Source organism: Desnuesiella massiliensis (genome assembly GCF_001403615.1).
Taxonomy (GTDB): Bacteria; Bacillota; Clostridia; order Clostridiales; family Clostridiaceae; genus Desnuesiella; species Desnuesiella massiliensis.
Map to the genome: position 1 here is coordinate 810,353 of NZ_LN879456.1, position 18,471 is coordinate 828,823.

The following is an 18,471-nucleotide window of genomic DNA, read 5'->3' on the forward strand; positions in this document are numbered from 1 at the left end:
AAGCCCCGGCTTTACGGGACTTTAAATTAATCTTCACTATGTTCTCTTATATATTCTACAACATCTGCCACTGTAGTAATATTTTCTGCTTCCTCATCAGGAATTTCTAATTCAAATTCATCTTCCAAAGCCATTATTAATTCAACTATATCAAGTGAATCAGCACCTAAATCTTCAATAAAGGATGATTCCATTGTAATTTCATCTTCCTCAATACTTAATTTATCAGCAATTATAGCCTTTACTTTTTCAAAAATCATGATTTCACCTCCTCCAGTAATTCTATAATTAGATAATATTATATATATTATATTGCGTCAATATTAGTTTTAAACATTACTTATCCAAAGATTCTTCAATTTTATTTTTAATTTTACCTATTATATCATTATCATAAAATAATTTAGCTTGCCTTATGGCATTCTTAATAGCTCTTCCATCTGAGCTTCCATGAGCTTTAATGCATATTCCATCTACACCTAAAAAGGCAGCGCCACCGTATTCCTTATAATCAAATTTTGTCTTAAAATTTTTAAATACGGATTTAAGTAACAAACCACCAATTTTAGTTTTAAGGGAAGACATTATCTCTTGCTTTAGGAGAGAAAAGATATTTGAGGCCACCCCTTCGTACATCTTTAGTATAGTATTTCCTACAAAGCCATCGCATACTAATACTTGTATATCTCCTGTTGGAATATCTCTCGGTTCAATATTTCCAGCAAAATTAACTGGGGCTTCTTTTAGTAATTTGTATGCTGCTTTAGTTAACTCATTTCCCTTTTCTTCTTCAGCACCAATATTCACCAATCCTACTAAAGGATTAGCTATTTTTAAAACATGCTCAAAATAAATAGATCCCATAGTTGCAAATTGTACTAAATTTATAGGCTTACATTCTGCGTTAGCACCACAGTCAATAACCATAAAAGATCCATTTCTTCCTGGCATCACTGGCGCTAAGGCCGGTCTATCAATACCCTTTATTCTCCCTACTATAAATAAGGAACCTGCCATAAAAGCGCCAGTGCTTCCAGCAGATATAACTGCATCAGCTTTTTTATTTTTGACTTCTTCAAGAGCTTTATTCAAGCTAGAATCTTTTTTTCGTCTTATGGCCATAACAGGGTGCTCGTTAGGATCGATAATCTCATTACAATCTATTATCTCTATTTTGCTTTTATCATATTGATACTTGCTGAGTTCTTTTTCAATTAAGTCTTTCTTACCTGTTATAACAATATGGATATCCATTTCCTTTAATGCTAAAACGCATCCCTCTACAACAGAACTAGGAGACAAATCTCCTCCCATACCATCTACTGCTATTCTCATAATAAACGCCCCTCATTTTTAAATATAAAGAAAAGAAAGTCAAATGACTTTCTTTATTTTTCTTCGGATGCAACAACTTCTTTACCCTTGTAAAAACCACAATTTTTGCATACTCTATGAGCTAGCTTCATTTCGTGGCATTGTGGACATTCAACTATGCCTGGTAAGCTTAGTTTAAAAGTTTGTGCTCTTCTTGAATCTCTTCTAGCTTTCGAAAATCTTCTCGCAGGATTTCCCATTATAACACCTCCTTAATCAGTGGAAAACAAATCTTTTAATTTTGCCAACCTTGGGTCTATATTATTATTTCCGCAATTGCAAGAATTTAAATTAAGATTCGTCCCACATTGTTGGCAGAGCCCTTTGCAATTTTCATTGCAGAGCTTTTTAATAGGTAAGGACATTATAATACCATTCTCAACGGCTTCAGTAATATCTATTTCATCACCGTCGATGGTTATTATATCCTCATGTTCATTTTCTTGGTTATTAGAAAATTTTTCATTTATCTCTATGTGAACAGGATAAACAAACTTTTCTAAACACCTTGAGCAGCTTAATTTTAACTCTGTAGAAACCTTAGCTTCAAAATTCACAATATCTCCTATAGAGCTAACAAAGCCAGCTACATTAATAGGTTTAGTGAATATAATTTCTTCATTGTTAAAAACTAACTTATCCTTTTTAAAAGAAAAGTTAATATCTTTCTTGAAAGACTTCTTTTTAGCTAAATCTGAAATTACTATTACCATATTAAGAGGCTTTTTTATTAGTAAAACTAATAAGTTAGCCTCATCTTCACTCCCTTAAAATTTAGTATTCAATGGGCAACCACAATTTATTATATAAACTACCAAATTAAAAGTCAAGTTATTTTGTAGCAATTATTTCTTTATTAAAGCAACAGTGTCTCTTGCTATCATTAATTCTTCATTAGTTGGAATTACAAATACTTTTACTTTTGAACCTTCCTTACTAACTTCTGTAGCTTTTCCTCTTACCTTATTCTTTTCAACATCTAATTCCACACCAAGATATCCTAATCCCTTACATACTTCTTCTCTCATTTCTGGTGAGTTTTCTCCAAGTCCTGCTGTGAATACAATACAATCTACTCCGTCCATAACCGCAGTGTAAGAGCCTATAAACTTTTTAACTTTGTAATAAAATACATCTAAAGCTAATTGAGATCTTTCATCTCCCTTAGCAGCGGCATCTTCAACATCTCTAAAGTCACTGCTAACGCCAGAAATTCCAAGAACTCCTGATTTTTTATTTAACACATCGTTAACTTCATCTGCAGATAAATGTAATTCATTCATTAAATATGTAGTTATAGCTGGGTCAATGCTTCCACTTCTTGTTCCCATAGCGATTCCTTCAAGTGGAGTGAATCCCATACTTGTTTCTATAGACTTTCCGCCTTCTACGGCTGCTATACTTGCTCCATTACCAAGATGGCAAGTAACTATTTTTAATTCTTCAATGTTCTTTCCCATCATTTCGGCAGCTACCTGAGAAACGTATTTATGTGATGTACCATGGAATCCATATTTTCTTACACTATGTTTTTCATATAACTCATATGGAAGAGGATATAAATATGCTTTTTTAGGCATTGTTTGGTGGAAAGCTGTATCAAATACTGCTACCATTGGAGTATTTGGCATAAGAGCTTTACATGCATTAATACCTATGATATTTGGAGGATTATGTAATGGTGCTAATTTTACACAGTCTTCTAGAGCAACCATAACTTCATCATTTATCACTACAGATTCAGAATACTTTTCGCCAGCGTGAACCACTCTATGGCCTACAGCTGAAATCTCATCCATACTGTTTATAACTCCATTTTCTTTATCCACTAAAGCATCTAAAACTAATTTAATTGCATCTTTATGGTCTTTCATAGTTTGTTGAATTACATATTTATCTCTTCCTTCAACCTTTTGAGTAAGTATAGAACCTTCTATCCCAATTCTCTCTACTAACCCCTTTGCTAACGCGCACTCATTTTCCATGTTGATTAATTGATACTTTAATGATGAACTTCCACAGTTAATTACTAGAATATTCATTTTTATACCCCTTTCAAATTTTCTATTTATTTATTATTTTGAGCTTGAACTGCTGTAAGTGCTACAACATTTACTATATCTTCTGAGCTACATCCTCTAGATAAGTCATTAATTGGCTTAGCAAAACCTTGACATACTGGTCCAATAGCTTCAGCTTTAGCAAATCTTTGAACTAGTTTATATCCAATATTTCCTGCTTGAAGGTCTGGGAAAATAAGTACATTTGCATTACCAGCCACAGGACTATTTGGAGCCTTTTGAGAAGCAACCTTTTTAACAATAGCAGCATCTAATTGCATCTCTCCATCTATTTTTAAATCTGGTCTTAGTTCTTTTGCTATCTCAGTAGCTTTTCTAACCTTCTCAACAAGTTCATGGTCTGCACTTCCCATAGTAGAGAAAGATAGCATAGCCACCTTTGGATCTATCTTGCATAAAGCTTTTGCTGTATCTGCAGTAGCTATAGCAATTGAAGCCAATTGCTCTGCATTAGGATTTGGATTTACAGCGCAGTCGGAAAATACCAACATGCCTTCCTCGCCATATTCGCAATCAGGAACCATCATTATAAAGAAACTTGATACCACGGATACTCCTGGAGCGGTTTTTATTATTTGTAATCCTGGTCTTAATAAATCCCCAGTAGTATGCACTGCTCCAGATACCATACCATGAGCGTCTCCAACTTTAACCATCATAGTTCCAAAATATAGAGGATCTCTTACTATTTTATCTGCTTTTTCTAAGGTCATACCTTTACTTTTTCTTATTTCGTAGAATTCATTTACATAATGTTTTGTTTTTTCAGAGGTTTCTGGATTTATAATTTCTATTCCCTCTAAGTTAACTCCTAATTTAGCTGCTTTTTCCCTTATCTTTTCAGAATCTCCAACTAAAATCACCTCTGCTAACCCTTCTTTATGTATCTTTTCAGAGGCCACAAGAGTTCTCTCCTCATCACCTTCGGGAAGCACAATTCTCTTTTTATCTTTTTGCGCCATTTCCCATATTTTTTTCATAAGCTCCATGTTCATTTCTCCTTTCTTTTTCTATAAGGTTTCTTTTTTTAAGGCTGTCTACTAATAATATACTCCTATCTTTGTATTATTTTCAACATAAAATGAGAAAATCCTTTCACTATATTATTGTTTTTATATTAAAAAAATTCTGACTAATATATCCAGCAGCGCTAAGATATATTTATTTAATTTTATTTTTCCTACAAATAGTATATAATATGATTAAAATTTTATAATCTTAAGGAGTATTTCTTTATGAATTTATGCGCAATTATTTGTGAATATAATCCTTTTCATAAGGGACATGAATATCATATACAAAAGGCTAAAGAAATAACCAATAGCGATGGTATTATAGGTGTAATGAGCGGTAACTTTGCTCAAAGGGGTATCCCTACCATAATAGATAAATGGGAAAGAACCAAAATGGCTCTAAGCTCAGGTGTTGATTTAGTTATTGAACTTCCGGCCATCTTTAGTGTATCTTCAGCAGAATTTTTTTCTAATGGAGCTGTTAAATTATTAGATGATTTAAAAGTAATAGATTATTTATGCTTCGGAAGTGAATATGGCAATATTGATTTATTAAAGGAAATAGCCTACGCCCTTATAGATGAACAGCAAAACTTTAAATTTTTTTTAAAGAGCTACCTAAAGGATGGTTATCCCTTTACTACAGCAAGAAGCTTGGCTCTACAAAAATATTTAGTTCATATAAATCCTAATATAAACGCTAAAGAGCTATCAGAGATATTAGCAAGTTCAAATAATATTTTAGGCATTGAGTATTGCAAGAGCTTATTAAATTGCAAAAGCAAAATTAAGCCAATAACTATCAAAAGACTGGGCTCCGCCTATAATGAAAATGATTTGAACAGTATATTTTCTAGTGCCACCTCTATTAGAAAATTCATAAAGGATAACAATGCTATAGATGAGCTAGAAGCTCACTTGCCTATTAATGTATTTAAAATAATGAAGGATTTATTCCATAATAACTATAACTTTATTAATGAAGAGTCTCTATTTCCATATATTAAATACAAATTAGCCACCGAAGGGGAAAGTTTAAGAGCTATCCCCGAAGCTTCTGAGGGTTTAGATAATAAAATATTAAAAGAGTTTTATTCCTGTAATAGTTTCAACGAGCTAGTGTCTAGAGTTAAGAGCAAGCGATATACTTATACTCGAATTAGTAGAATACTATGTCAATATTTTATAGGCTTTGAAAAATACCCCATAGAAATCTTGAGAAAAGAATCTCCAGCCTATATTAGAGTATTAGGGCTAAATAAAAAAGGAGCAGATATTATAAAATCAATTAAGAAAAACTCTCCTTTAGAAATAATAACCAAACTTCCAAAAGAATATAATTCTATGTTAAAACTAGATATTCAAGCCACAAAGGCTTATAGTATTATAAATCAAAGTATTCATTATAAAGAAGATTTTTTAAGAAGTCCTATTATTATAAAATAAAAGCGCTGAAAGTGCTTTTATTTTATTTTTTTATTATAATTTAGAGCTTTGCTAAATATATTTTTATTACAGATTAAATAAGAGGTGAAACCTTTGAAAATATTATTACTCATTTTAATAATTTGCATATTAGTTTTAATATTCTATCTTGTGAAAAATTCAAAATTCAATTTATTAATTTCAATACTGCTATCTCTTTTAGTAATATATTTTATATTATATCCAAAAGTATGTATTGAATCCTCTTTAAAAGGAGCTAGGTTATTTTTTAACTCTGTTTTCCCCACTCTATTTCCTTTTTTAATTATTACTAGTCTTCTGATGGAGTATGATGGCATAAACATTTATTCTAACACTATTGGTAAATTTATCTGCACTCCTTTGGGATTATCAAAAAATAGCAGCTTTGCATTAATAATTAGTGCACTATGCGGCTACCCCTTAGGCGGAAAATATAGCTGTGAACTTTATGAGAAAAAATTAATAGATTCTTACGAATTTAAAAAATTAATAAACGTAGCTTCAAATACTAGCCCGCTATTTCTAATAGGTGCAGTGGCTACCACAATGCTAAACAATTCCAATAGCGGATATATATTGCTAATATCAAATTATTTATCTTGCATTATTATGGCTTTTATACTTCCTCGTATAAACACTAAGGACTATTATATCAGTAACTCTAAAAATCATATACCTAACCTAGGTGTAGCTCTAAAAAACTCTGTTGATACTTCCTTAAAAACCTGCTTTAATGTGGGAAGCTTTATAATTATTTTTTCAGTAGTTCTTGCTATAATAAAAAACAATGTTATTTACAACATTGTTTTAAGTAAAATATCAAATACATTTTATATTGAAAAAGATTTATTATCTGGCGTAATATTAGGTTTAGTCGAAATAACCAACGGATGTTACTACTTATCAATGTCAAATTTAGATTTTAAAATAAAACTATCATTAGTAAGTTTTTTATGTAGTTTTAGTGGATTATGCATAATTGCACAGGTTCATTCCTTTGCATATAAATTTAAGGAATTCTCTCTATATACTTATATATTTCGTAAATTCATTCAAGGAATTATAAGTTTTACCATTACATTTATTATCTGCAGTAAATTTGAAAGCATCTACACAAGCTATTCAAATATTACTGTACCTTATTTTCCTTATATAATCATATTATTAGTTTTACCTTTAATGCTATTCTCTCTAAAAAGACTATTTGACATTTCTTAGTTCTTTAATATTCTCTCTTATAGTAGCAGTAGTATTAGTAAAATCTTCAGATATAGATGCCATCATTTCTTCGGCATCTTTTTTTATATTGGAAATCATTATTTTTCCCTTTTCCTCAAGTTCCTTGTCTAGTTGGCAGAGTATTTCATCTGCATAGTCTCTAGCTCCAAGCCTCATTGACTTTGCATCCCTTTGAGCTGCTGCTATGATCTCTTGTGCTCTAATTTTGGCTTCCTTAGTTATATCATGGTTTTCTACCTGTTTTTTTAACATTTCCATAGTTTCTTTTTTAACTACTTCATATTCTTTTCTAGCTTCAGATAAAATCCTCTCTTTTTCAGTTAGAACCCACTGAGCTTTTTTAAACTCATCAGGAAGATAATTTACAATTTGGTCTATGACCTCTAATATTTCTTTTTTATCTAATACAATTTTGCCTGTTATAGGAACCTTAGATGCAGTTTCAACTATTTCTTGCAAATATTCTAACAATTGCATAACATCCATGAAAATACCCCCTATTCACCTATTTTAATCATTATATCTGGAATAATCTCATCAGGCACTAACTCTTTTATACATCCACCAAACTTAGCTACTTGTTTTACAGCTGAAGAACTTAAATAAGAATATTGAGCATTAGTCATCATAAATACAGTTTCAATGGTAGAATCAAGCTTATTATTCATTAAAGCCATCTGAAACTCATACTCAAAATCAGATACTGCTCTCAATCCTTTAATTATAACCTTAGCTTCCTCTTGCTTCATTAAATTTATCAATAAACCATCATAACTTCTTACTTTAACATTGCTTAAAGATTTCGTTACCCTTTCAATAAGCTTAACTCTCTCATCTATGTCAAATAATCCTTTTTTTTCTACATTAACTAATACTCCTACTATAACCTCATCAAAAACTTTTGCAGCTCTTTTAATAATATCTAAATGACCATTAGTTATGGGGTCAAAGCTTCCAGGGTATACAGCTCTTTTCATTTTAGTCCTCCTCATACCTATAAAAACATACTGTTGTGTTTCCATATTTTCTATGATCAAATAACTTTATACTTTCTCCACCTTCATAGATTTCCTCTTTTGTGTCTATTTTTGTAACAATTAACCCTTGCTTTTTAAGCAAATTTTTGTCTTCTATCATTTTTATAGCCTTAGGAATCATGTCCTTCATATAAGGAGGGTCTATAAAGATAATATCAAAAATAATATTCTTTGAATAAAAATAGTCTAAAGAATCATAGGCATCCATATTATAACTTTTACAGCAATCTTCAAATTTAAAATTCTCTATATTTTTTTTCAGCAATGGATAGGCTATGGAGCTTTTTTCTATTAGATGACTTTCTTTAGCTCCTCTGCTAGCGGCTTCTAGTCCTAAACTTCCTGTACCTGAAAACATATCCAAGGTTATAGCCTCTGGTACTTTAGTTTGAATTATATTAAATATAGACTCTTTAATCCTATCTAAAGTAGGCCTAGTATCCATGTTTTCTGGAGATAATAACTTTCTACCTTTAGCTTTTCCTGCAATTACTCTCATTTTTATCCTCCTTAATTGTCCGTCGTTAACATTTTATCATATCATAATACTCTATACAAACTTTTTTCATTTTTTTACAAAAAATCAAACCTAATTCTACATTTTATACTTTAATTAAAGCATATGTATTTTGAGCTCTTTTCAAGACCCTTCATTACTTCTTCACAAAACTTCATATTAATCTCATCTTCACTATAAACAATACCTTTAGCTTCAGCATTAGCAACCTTTAAAAGATTAATATCTTCCATAATATCTGATAATATTAGCCCAGTATCTCCATGTTGTCTTGTACCAAATAGCTCACCACTGCCTCTTAGTTTTAAATCTTGTTCCGCAATATAAAATCCATCATTACTTTCAGTCATAGTCATCATTCTTTTCTTAGTAATATTACTTTTAGCATTAGCTATTAGAATACAATAAGACTTATACTGACCTCTTCCAACCCTGCCTCGTAATTGATGTAGTTGCGAAAGTCCAAATCTTTCTGCATTTTCAATTATCATAACGCTAGCATTAGGTACATTTACTCCTACTTCTATTACGGTGGTAGAAATCAAAACTTTAGTATTATTCTCTTTAAATCTACTCATAATCTCTTCTTTTGTTTTACTATTCATCTTTCCATGAAGAATCTCTATAGGGATTTCTTTAAAAAACTCAGACTTTAAGCTATCATATAGCTTTTCTACTGAATTCAATTTTAAATCTTCATTTTCCTCTATAAGAGGACATACAATATATACCTGTCGACCTAGTTTTATTTGCTCCAAGGCTAAATTATAGGCTAACTTTCTATGTCTTTCTTCATAAAAAACTGTATCAATCTTTTGCCTACCAGGTGGTAACTCATCTATTATAGATACATCTAAATCACTATATAAATATAGTGAAAGAGTTCTTGGTATGGGTGTAGCAGTCATAACCAATACATCTGCCTGATTATTTTTATTAATTAACTTGCTTCTTTGATTAACCCCAAATCTATGTTGCTCATCGGTAACAATTATGCCCAATTTATTTAACTCTACATCTTCTTCGATAAGAGCATGAGTGCCTATTAAAACTAAAGGAGTTCCTTCTTTAATCTTTTCTTTTATTCTTGTTTTTTCAGAGCTTGAGGTGCTTCCAGTCAATATCTCAACGTCAACATGAAAATTCATTAAAAGCTTCCTTATCTCTTTATAATGCTGATTAGCTAAAATCTCTGTAGGTGCCATCAGCACTGCTTGGTAACCATTTTTAACCACATTAAACATTGCGATAACAGCTACAATAGTTTTCCCGCTGCCTACATCCCCTTGAACCAATCTATTCATGGCTAAGGGCTTTTTTTCATCAATTAATATTTCTCTTATAACTCTACTCTGGGCATTAGTGAGAGAAAAAGGCAATTGCTCCTTTAATCTTATCATTTCATCGCATATATTAAAGGCTATACCTCTTTTATTGCTTTTAAACAGTTTTTTTACCATCAATATTTTAATAGAATAGGTTAATAGCTCTTGAAACTTTAATCTTCTTACCGCTTCTTCTAATTCACCTTTTGTAACAGGAAAGTGAATGCTTCTAATAGCTTTATCCAAAGATATAAAATTATATTTACTTACTATATTCCTAGGCAGATTCTCAGATATTCTAACCTCTTCTAAAGCCTGATTTACTAATTTTAAAAGTAATTTATTTGTTAAAGCACTGTTAAGAGAGTATTTTGCTATAATCCCACTTTTATTTATGGCATCATTTATTATAACTGGATTTACAGTTTCTAAATATGTATTGCATTTTTTAAACTTTCCATACAAATTATATTTTCCGCCTATTACGAAGGTCTTCTTTATGTAAGGCTGATTAAACCATTTTGCTTTTATAATAAGCTCACCATATTTAAAAATCAATGTAGTTAAAGTTTTTCCTGTTTTTGTTCTTATATCCCTTTCATATTGAATATACTCACACTCTAACACTCTTTTTTCTTCCTCATCAATGTCATCCATATCAACATTCACTGATGTAAACTCATAATCCCTTGGAAAGTATAATAATAAATCTAATATATTATTAATTCCACATCTTCCTAAAGCTTCTTGTATCTTAGGGCCTACACCTTTTAAAGCACTAATATCATTATAAATATTCATAATTAAAAACACCTCATAGCAAAAAAAGCCCAAAGGCTTTTTTATAGTTACTATTCAACTGAGATAATGAAATAATATAAAGGTTGTTCTCCTTTATAATATTGAATATCTACGTCAGGATACTTTTCCTCTAGCTTTTTAGCAAAATCACCAACTTCTTCTTCCTTGGCATCTTTACCATAAAAAATAGTAATGAGCTCACTATCTTCATTCACTAGACTCTCAATTAAATTCTCTGACACAGCGTAAAGTTCATTGCCTACTTCTTTTATTTTACCTTCAGCAAGACCTAATATATTTCCTTCTTTTATTATAACTCCATCCATTTCTGTATCTCTAACCGCATAGGTTACAGATCCACTTTTAACATTTTTAATAGTTTCTTTCATTGCTTCTACGTTGTTATCAACTTCATCTTCAATATTAAAAACTGTAATACAAGTTATTCCCTGTGGAATTGTTGTAGTAGGAATTACAACCACATTCTTGTCCGATAGCTCACTGGCTTGATTTGCAGACATAATAATATTTTTATTATTAGGAAGAATAAAAATATTCTCCGCATTGATTTTGTTAACAGCTTCAACTATATCTTGAGTGCTTGGATTCATAGTTTGGCCGCCTTCAATGACATAATCCACTCCAAGATCCTTAAAAATATTCTTGATACCTTCTCCCATGGCTACAGCGATAAAAGCATACTTTTTGTTTTCTACACTAGTAGCTTCTTCTTTAGCATACTCTTTTTCCTCAACCATTAGGCTTCTATGCTCTTCTCTCATATTATCAATTTTAATTTTAGACAGCTCTCCAAGAGCTACAGCTTTTGATAAAACAGCACCTGGGTCATTAGTATGTATGTGAACCTTTATAACATCCTCATATCCTACAACTATCATAGAGTCTCCTAAAGCTTCAATATCCTTTTTAAATGCTTCAGTTCTGCTTACATCTCCCAATACGATAAATTCAGTGCAATAACCAAATTTAATATCATGATCTACTAGATTATTGGCAGCAGACTTATTTACAGCCTCATTACCAAACTGAATAACCTTAGCTTCTATACCATCCTTTAAGGCTTCATACATACCATTTAATATAATTAATAGTCCCATACCGCCAGAGTCAACTACCTTAGCACTCTTAAGCACAGGTAGCATTTCTGGAGTTTTATTTAAAGCATCTTTACTATGCAAGCATACTTCTTCCATAAGCTTGTTGATATCACTTTGATTGCTTTTTACAGCACTTTCTCCAGCTGTTCTAATAATAGTTAAAATTGTTCCTTCTATAGGTCTCATAACAGCTTTATAAGCCGCCTTACTTCCCTCTAATAGAGCTTCAGCAAATTCTGAGGCATCTACTTCTTCTTTATTTTCGAGACCTTTAGAAATACCTCTTAAGATCTGTGAAAGAATAACCCCCGAATTTCCCCTAGCGCCCATCAATGCACCTTTTGCTAACTTCTTAGCTACATCACCAATAGATTGACTCTTAAAATTTTCAATTTCAGAAACCGCAGCTTTAAAAGTTGCAGACATATTAGTCCCAGTATCTCCATCTGGCACAGGAAAAACATTTAGTGAATTGACAAATTCCTTTTGCTCCTCTAATTTGTTGCTGGCATTTACCACCATATTATAAAAATGCTCACCATTTATTTTTACATATTTCATTGCAAGTAACCTCCTAGACTCTAACACCTTGAACATTCACTGTAATACAGGACACCTTTAACCCCGTATAATTTTCTACATTATATCTAATCTTTTGTATTATATTATTTGCTATCACTGAAATTTTAGTTCCATATTCAACAACAACAAAAAGCTCTATGGTCAACTCATCATTTTTACAATGAATTTTTACTCCTTTGCTTAAATTTTCACCTTTAATAAGCTCCCAAAATCCATCAGTAGCATTTTTAGAGGCCATTCCTACAACTCCATAGCACTCCATGGTAGAAAGACCAACTATATTAGCAATTACTTCTTCGGAATAACCTATATATCCATTTTCATTTGAAAATCCTATCATAAAAAAATTCCTCCTCGAAAAATTCCATATAGTATATTCTATATTAAATAGTTCATTTATTCAAGGAATTTAACTTATTTAATTTCCTTTCACTATTATATTTATATTATACTTGCATAAATTATACATTATATGATAAAATAATGTTTGTGCTAATAGAGGACAATATAATTGCAGTTTAAAGGAGGTGTTTTTAATGTCAAGAAAATGTGACTACTGTAATAAAGGTGTTATATCTGGAGTACAATATAGCCACTCACATCGTCAAACTAAGAGAAAGTGGGCTCCAAACCTAAGAAAGGTTAAAGCTATAGTTGATGGAACTCCTAGAACTGTTCATGTATGTACAAGATGCTTACGTTCCGGTAAGGTTCAACGTGCTATATAAAGAATAAAAAAATGCAGTTGGTTTAACAATTGCATTTTTTATTTTATGAACTATTTTCTTTTAAAAAATTTAATTATGTTTGATAAAAATTTAGGTAATTTAATTGCTATAATCTTCATATAATACCTCCCAATTAATATTCTATTCTGTTGTCATTTATTCTCCATTAGATACCAACCTAAATATATTAAGGCAGCACCGCCAGCAAGAATCCATCCCCAAAAGGGTAATAAAACCGCGATAACTAAGCCTAGTCCAATGGATCCTATAATCAATCCTAACTTGTTTTTACAACGCTTAGACAAAAAAATCACCAAAAAGAAATTATTTCAATTATATAATATGAAATAAACTCTATTTGGTGATACTTATATAAATAATTTTTTAGTTTATTTAATCCTTTGCATAAATAACCAATACATATCCCTTTTCAAACTCTATGCTCATAGGACCTTCTATAAATTCGTTAGATACCGTTAAAGAATCTCCAATTTTTAAATTATAATTATTTAATGGATACCTAGCATTTTTTATAGTAAAATTAGGAATTTCATCTCCAAAGGCCTGAAAAGATATTATCTGCTTTGGTCTGCCTTGTAGCGTTAGCGGCCTATCTGTTACGAATATACTATTGTTATCATCCTTTATGGTAGCTTTAACCTTACGCAATAGACACTTTTTTAATAAACCTAAGTTACCAAGAAAGTGATCCATTCTAGATCCGGTACACCCTAAAAGAACTATTTCATCATAGTTTCTTTCAATTAATAGATTTATGGCTATTTCGCTATCTGTAAGATCCTTTTCAGGAGGATACTTAACAATATCAGCATCTTTAGCTTTAAAATATTCCAGCACTTCTTTATCTATAGAGTCAAAATCTCCAAGAATTAAATCTGGAGCTATGCCTAGGTTGTATAAAGCATTAGCGCCGCTATCCACTGCTATGAGTAAAGATGAATCTTTTAGTTCTTCATATATTAACTCTTGAGATGGAGACTTCCCTCCGGAGATAACTAATGCTTTCATTTTACATAGCCTCATTTAATGTTTTTATATTTTCTTCTATGGCATCATTATTAAATACAGCAGATCCTGCTACTAGTATATCTGCTCCACACTCTATGGCAGAAGCAATATTAGTTTTATCTATGCCTCCATCTACCTCTATTAAAATGTTTTTATTTGTTCTATTTATCATTTCCTTTAGATCTTTTATTTTATTTGAGCAATAGGGAATATATTTCTGACCTCCGAAGCCTGGATTAACAGTCATTAATAAAACCATATCTAAATCTTCTAAAATATATTCCAAACTGCTGATAGGTGTAGCAGGATTTAGAGCTATACAAGCCTTAACCCCCAAGCTTTTTATAAGCTTTACTGCTCTATCTATATGCCTTTCTGCTTCAAAGTGTATAGTTATAATATCTGCTCCAGCTTTTACAAACTCTTCAATATATTTTGAAGGCTCTTCAATCATAAGGTGAACATCAAAAATTTGTTTTGTTAAAGGCCTTATAGACTTTATGATGGGCATACCAAAGGATATATTAGGAACAAATCTACCATCCATAACATCTATGTGTAGTATCTCAATGCCCTTATCCCCTAGCCTCTTTACCTGTTCTCCTAATCTTGAAAAATCTGCTGATAAAATAGATGGTGCTATTTTTGCCATTTTTTATTCCTCCCCTGGCTTATTTCTTCTAAAGTTTTTATATAGAATTCATATCTATAAGGATTTATTTTTTTATCATTTAAAGCTTCTTTTACTGCACAATGAGGTTCTTTATTATGTAAACAGCTTGAAAATCTGCAATTATTTAAATAGGGTTTAAATTCAGGAAAGCAAAATTGAAGCTGCTCTTTCTCAATAAAGCTTAAATCCACCGTGGAAAAACCTGGAGTATCCACCATAAGTCCTTGCTCTACCTCTATTAGTTCGCTATGTCTTGTAGTGTGCTTTCCTCTGCCAATTTTTAAGCTTACCTCTCCTGTCTCCATATAGCTTTTCCCTATTAATGAATTTAAAAGCGTGGACTTCCCAACTCCAGAAGGCCCACAGAGCACTGTGATATTATCCTTTAGCTTAGCTTTTAATTTATCAATACCATAACCCTCTTTTGCTCTTATATGCAAAACTTCATAGCCTAAGTTCTCCATAATTTTTTCTATATTCATGTATTCTTCTTCGCTACATAAATCTGTTTTGTTTAAACATAATATTGATTTTACATTGTTATAATCGCATAAAACTAGAAATTTATTTAGTAGTTCTAAATTTAAATCTGGATTTTTTACTGCAAAAACTACGAAAGCTTGATTTACATTGGCCACTAAGGGTCGAATCAACTTAGATTTTCTCTCATGTATCTTATCAATTACCCCCTTACCATTTTGCACCTCAATATCAACCCTATCTCCAACTATAGGGGTAAGTTCATCAAATCTGAACTTACCCCTAGCTTTACACTCAAATATATTTCCATCCTCAGTTTTTACATAGTAAAATCCACCAATGCCTTTAATAATTATTCCTTGCATAACATTCCTCCCTTTAAGGATTAAGGCTTAGGATTGGCTGCCTTTACTTTTATTACTGTAATAGTAGAATTTTCCTCTGCGTTAGTATTAGGTGCAGGACTTATAGCTTCTATGATATCGTCATCCTTAAAAGTACCTGCATTTAAATTGAATTTATTGGCAGCAGCAATTTGTTTTGCATCTTTAATGGACCTATTTATTAAATCTGGTACTGGTCTTAATACCTTTGCAGGCTCTTCATAAACATAGTAATTTACACCCACAGTAGTGCCTTCTTTAACTTCCGTACCAGCTGGTATAGTTTGGCTTTCAACCTTATTATTTAAATCCTTATCTTGAGTTTTTATAATTGTTTTCTTTATAGATAACTTATAAGTTTTAGTTATCAATTCTTCAGCCTTAGCAATATCTAAGCCCTTAACCTCAGGTACCTTAGTTAATTTGATTTCTGGTCCCTTGCTAAGTATAACATTTACTTTTCCGCCTTTTTTAGCTTCTGTATCTTGTGCAGGGTCTTGACTTATAACAGCGTCCTTTGGAACAGTATCATTAAACTCATAACCCTTCACTACTAGCTCTAATTCATAGGCTTTTAACATATCCGCCGCAGCCTGCTTATCTACACCCTTTAGATCTGGCACTTTTTCACTAGAAACTCCACCACTTATAATAACTCTTACCTCAGTACCGGTTTTAACATTCTTGCCTTCTTCAGGATAACACTCTAAAACAGTGTTCTCTGGTTTATCACTCTTTCTTGAACCAGCTTCCACGAGCTTTAAATTCTTAGCCTCTAAAGCCTTTTTAGCCTCTTCAAGAGATAGTCCCTTTATTGATGGAACAGCTACTTCATCTTTATTAGAACTAGGTTTGTCACTAGGATTATTAATTTTAGAAAGTATAGCTGCACTTAACACCCCAAGGCATATGACTAATACTCCTATAAGAGAAAAAATAATATACTTTTTCTTCTTACTGCTTAATTTATTCTTTCTATCATTATTATCATCGTCACCATCTTCTTCGCCTACATTTACAGGCTGCATTACTCTTGTAAAATCATTATCCAAACTATTTGATACTATCTCATAATTAGAATCCTTTTGAATCTTTATTAAATCATTTAAAAGATCTTTTATAGATTGATACCTTCTTATAGGCTCTTTTTCTATACACTTTAAAATCAATCTGTTTAAGCTTTCAGGAATCCTTTCATTTATCTGTTTTGGTGGTACCACAGGCTCTTGTATATGTTTTAGAGCTACAGACACAGGGCTTTCTGCATCAAAGGGTACCCTTCCAGTAACCATTTCATATAGGACAATACCAAGGGAATAAATATCCGTTCTGCCATCTACATAGGTTCCTTTTGCTTGCTCCGGTGAAAAGTAATGGGCAGAACCCAGTATTTTACCTGAATTAGTAATAGTAGCAGAATCAGGAGATTTGGCAATACCAAAATCCGTAACCTTAACTAAGCCTTCTTCTGTTACTAGAATATTTTGTGGTTTTATATCCCTATGTATTATATTATTTCTATGAGCACAATCCAAAGCCTTAGCTATTTGAGTAGCAATATCCATTGCCATTTCATGATTTAACTTACCATTCTCTCTTATAATCTGTTTTAGTGTCTTACCTTTTACGTACTCCATTACAATATAATTAATATCATCTTGAGTTCCTACATCAAATATATTCACTATATTGTTATCAGACAGATTTGCAATAGCTGTAGCTTCTCTCTTAAATTTCTCTACTAAATCTACATCTTTTACATATTCTTTTTTTAGAATTTTAATGGCATCAAATCTATTTAATTTATGGCATTTTGCCTTATAGACTTCTGCCATACCTCCCTCTCCGATTTTCTCCATTATCTCATATCTATTACTAAGCATTGTTCCAATCATGGGCATCTCCTCCAAAAACCAAAACAGAAATATTATCTCTTCCGCCTCTTACTTTAGCTAAATCCACTAACCTTCTACAAATAATATTAAAGTCTTCATTATCATTATTAGTAATAATATCATAAATTTCTTCTTTTGTAACCTCATTAGTTAATCCGTCTGTGCACAATATTATTATATCAGATTTGTTTAATTTCACTTCATAAATATCTGCTTCTATATTCTTTCCAGTGCCAACAGCTCTTGTTATTATATTTTTGTTTGGATGATGAAGGGCTTGATTTTCAGTAATGCTGCCTTCATCAATGAGTTGTTGAACCAAAGAGTGATCCTTTGTAATTTTCGTAATGCCCTCATTATTAACTAAATAACAAGTACTATCCCCCACGTGAGCCACAATAGCAGTATTATTAGCTATTAAACAAGCTGTAATAGTTGTCCCCATGCCATTTAAACAATCTTGTTTTTTTGAAAGATTATAAATTTCATTATTAGAATAACCTACAGCTTCTTGCATTAGCTGTTTAAAATCCTCTTCTTTATAAATATTGTTTTTTATATATTCTAAGGTTTTTTCCACTGCTAACCTGCTAGCAATTTCTCCAGCATTATGCCCCCCCATTCCATCGGCCATAATGTAAATACTATAGTCTTCCTTCTCGCAATATCCGCAGTAATCTTCATTGAGTTTTCTTACATTTCCTACGTCAGTAACCATTCCCACCATTT

21 protein-coding genes are annotated in these 18,471 nt (G+C 31.6%); 3 read left to right on the top strand and 18 right to left on the bottom strand.

From position 1 onward, the window contains the following. Window positions 1–26 precede the first annotated feature (26 nt). The 6 genes from acpP to pta all read right to left on the bottom strand — a co-directional run bounded on the left by acpP (window position 27) and on the right by pta (window position 4,444). A complete protein-coding gene (gene acpP / locus BN2665_RS14670; protein WP_055667848.1) occupies window positions 27–260 on the bottom strand; it encodes an acyl carrier protein in 234 nt (77 codons plus the stop codon). Between the two features lie 76 nt (window positions 261–336). Continuing rightward, window positions 337–1,335 (bottom strand): phosphate acyltransferase PlsX, encoded by a 999-nt coding sequence (gene plsX, locus BN2665_RS14675; protein WP_055667849.1) that lies wholly within the window; start codon window positions 1,333–1,335, stop codon window positions 337–339. A gap of 53 nt (window positions 1,336–1,388) precedes the next feature. After that, entirely contained in the window at window positions 1,389–1,574 is a 186-nt protein-coding gene (rpmF, locus tag BN2665_RS14680) for a 50S ribosomal protein L32 (protein WP_055667850.1), read from the bottom strand. A 12-nt stretch (window positions 1,575–1,586) separates the two neighbouring features. Next, complete coding sequence (locus tag BN2665_RS14685) at window positions 1,587–2,087, bottom strand: YceD family protein (protein WP_055667851.1); 501 nt, start codon at window positions 2,085–2,087, stop codon at window positions 1,587–1,589. Window positions 2,088–2,219: 132 nt separating this feature from the next. Continuing rightward, window positions 2,220–3,416 (bottom strand): acetate/propionate family kinase, encoded by a 1,197-nt coding sequence (locus tag BN2665_RS14690; protein ID WP_055667852.1) that lies wholly within the window; start codon window positions 3,414–3,416, stop codon window positions 2,220–2,222. A 26-nt stretch (window positions 3,417–3,442) separates the two neighbouring features. Beyond that, complete coding sequence (gene pta, locus BN2665_RS14695; protein WP_055667853.1) at window positions 3,443–4,444, bottom strand: phosphate acetyltransferase; 1,002 nt, start codon at window positions 4,442–4,444, stop codon at window positions 3,443–3,445. A 246-nt stretch (window positions 4,445–4,690) separates the two neighbouring features. Here pta and BN2665_RS14700 point away from each other — a divergent pair, with 246 nt between their 5' ends. Together BN2665_RS14700 and ylbJ are read left to right on the top strand one after the other, a co-directional pair. Then, window positions 4,691–5,914, top strand: a complete 1,224-nt coding sequence (locus BN2665_RS14700) for a nucleotidyltransferase (RefSeq protein ID WP_055667854.1) — start codon at window positions 4,691–4,693, stop codon at window positions 5,912–5,914. Window positions 5,915–6,007: 93 nt separating this feature from the next. Then, window positions 6,008–7,153, top strand: a complete 1,146-nt coding sequence (ylbJ, locus tag BN2665_RS14705; protein ID WP_055667855.1) for a sporulation integral membrane protein YlbJ — start codon at window positions 6,008–6,010, stop codon at window positions 7,151–7,153. Here ylbJ and BN2665_RS14710 read toward each other — a convergent pair. The 6 genes from BN2665_RS14710 to BN2665_RS14735 all read right to left on the bottom strand — a co-directional run bounded on the left by BN2665_RS14710 (window position 7,136) and on the right by BN2665_RS14735 (window position 12,894). Further along, window positions 7,136–7,660: a hypothetical protein gene (locus BN2665_RS14710; protein ID WP_055667856.1), complete on the bottom strand. Its 525-nt coding sequence runs from the start codon at window positions 7,658–7,660 to the stop codon at window positions 7,136–7,138. The two genes, ylbJ and BN2665_RS14710, sit on opposite strands and share 18 nt — an antisense overlap. A gap of 11 nt (window positions 7,661–7,671) precedes the next feature. Next, the gene (coaD, locus tag BN2665_RS14715; protein ID WP_055667857.1) at window positions 7,672–8,151 is read right to left on the bottom strand and encodes a pantetheine-phosphate adenylyltransferase; all 480 of its coding nucleotides are present in this window, start codon (window positions 8,149–8,151) and stop codon (window positions 7,672–7,674) included. A gap of 1 nt (window position 8,152) precedes the next feature. Continuing rightward, on the bottom strand, window positions 8,153–8,710 hold the full coding sequence (rsmD, locus tag BN2665_RS14720; protein WP_055667858.1) for a 16S rRNA (guanine(966)-N(2))-methyltransferase RsmD: 558 nt from the start codon (window positions 8,708–8,710) through the stop codon (window positions 8,153–8,155). Window positions 8,711–8,820: 110 nt separating this feature from the next. Continuing rightward, window positions 8,821–10,854, bottom strand: a complete 2,034-nt coding sequence (gene recG, locus BN2665_RS14725) for an ATP-dependent DNA helicase RecG (RefSeq protein ID WP_055667859.1) — start codon at window positions 10,852–10,854, stop codon at window positions 8,821–8,823. A gap of 50 nt (window positions 10,855–10,904) precedes the next feature. Further along, window positions 10,905–12,533, bottom strand: a complete 1,629-nt coding sequence (locus BN2665_RS14730; protein WP_055667860.1) for a DAK2 domain-containing protein — start codon at window positions 12,531–12,533, stop codon at window positions 10,905–10,907. A gap of 13 nt (window positions 12,534–12,546) precedes the next feature. Further along, window positions 12,547–12,894, bottom strand: coding sequence for an Asp23/Gls24 family envelope stress response protein (locus tag BN2665_RS14735; RefSeq protein WP_055667861.1), 348 nt, complete (start codon window positions 12,892–12,894; stop codon window positions 12,547–12,549). 196 nt (window positions 12,895–13,090) lie between these two features. On the opposite strand from BN2665_RS14735, the gene rpmB reads away from it, so the two are divergent. Further along, window positions 13,091–13,282: a 50S ribosomal protein L28 gene (gene rpmB, locus BN2665_RS14740; RefSeq protein ID WP_055667862.1), complete on the top strand. Its 192-nt coding sequence runs from the start codon at window positions 13,091–13,093 to the stop codon at window positions 13,280–13,282. Between the two features lie 152 nt (window positions 13,283–13,434). Here the strand turns inward: rpmB and BN2665_RS27355 are convergent, their stop codons facing one another. From BN2665_RS27355 to BN2665_RS14765, 6 genes are all read right to left on the bottom strand, one after another. Further along, window positions 13,435–13,587 carry a hypothetical protein gene (locus BN2665_RS27355; RefSeq protein WP_195892700.1) on the bottom strand — a complete coding sequence of 51 codons (153 nt, stop codon included), beginning with the start codon at window positions 13,585–13,587 and terminating at the stop codon, window positions 13,435–13,437. 88 nt (window positions 13,588–13,675) lie between these two features. Continuing rightward, window positions 13,676–14,311, bottom strand: a complete 636-nt coding sequence (locus BN2665_RS14745; protein WP_055667863.1) for a thiamine diphosphokinase — start codon at window positions 14,309–14,311, stop codon at window positions 13,676–13,678. Window position 14,312: 1 nt separating this feature from the next. Then, window positions 14,313–14,963 carry a ribulose-phosphate 3-epimerase gene (gene rpe, locus BN2665_RS14750; RefSeq protein WP_055667864.1) on the bottom strand — a complete coding sequence of 217 codons (651 nt, stop codon included), beginning with the start codon at window positions 14,961–14,963 and terminating at the stop codon, window positions 14,313–14,315. Continuing rightward, window positions 14,951–15,829: a ribosome small subunit-dependent GTPase A gene (rsgA, locus tag BN2665_RS14755; protein WP_055667865.1), complete on the bottom strand. Its 879-nt coding sequence runs from the start codon at window positions 15,827–15,829 to the stop codon at window positions 14,951–14,953. Before rsgA ends, rpe begins: the two co-directional genes overlap by 13 nt. Window positions 15,830–15,849: 20 nt before the next feature. Further along, the gene (pknB, locus tag BN2665_RS14760; protein WP_055667866.1) at window positions 15,850–17,742 is read right to left on the bottom strand and encodes a Stk1 family PASTA domain-containing Ser/Thr kinase; all 1,893 of its coding nucleotides are present in this window, start codon (window positions 17,740–17,742) and stop codon (window positions 15,850–15,852) included. Beyond that, window positions 17,723–18,469, bottom strand: a complete 747-nt coding sequence (locus BN2665_RS14765) for a Stp1/IreP family PP2C-type Ser/Thr phosphatase (RefSeq protein ID WP_055667867.1) — start codon at window positions 18,467–18,469, stop codon at window positions 17,723–17,725. Before BN2665_RS14765 ends, pknB begins: the two co-directional genes overlap by 20 nt. Window positions 18,470–18,471: the final 2 nt, after the last annotated feature.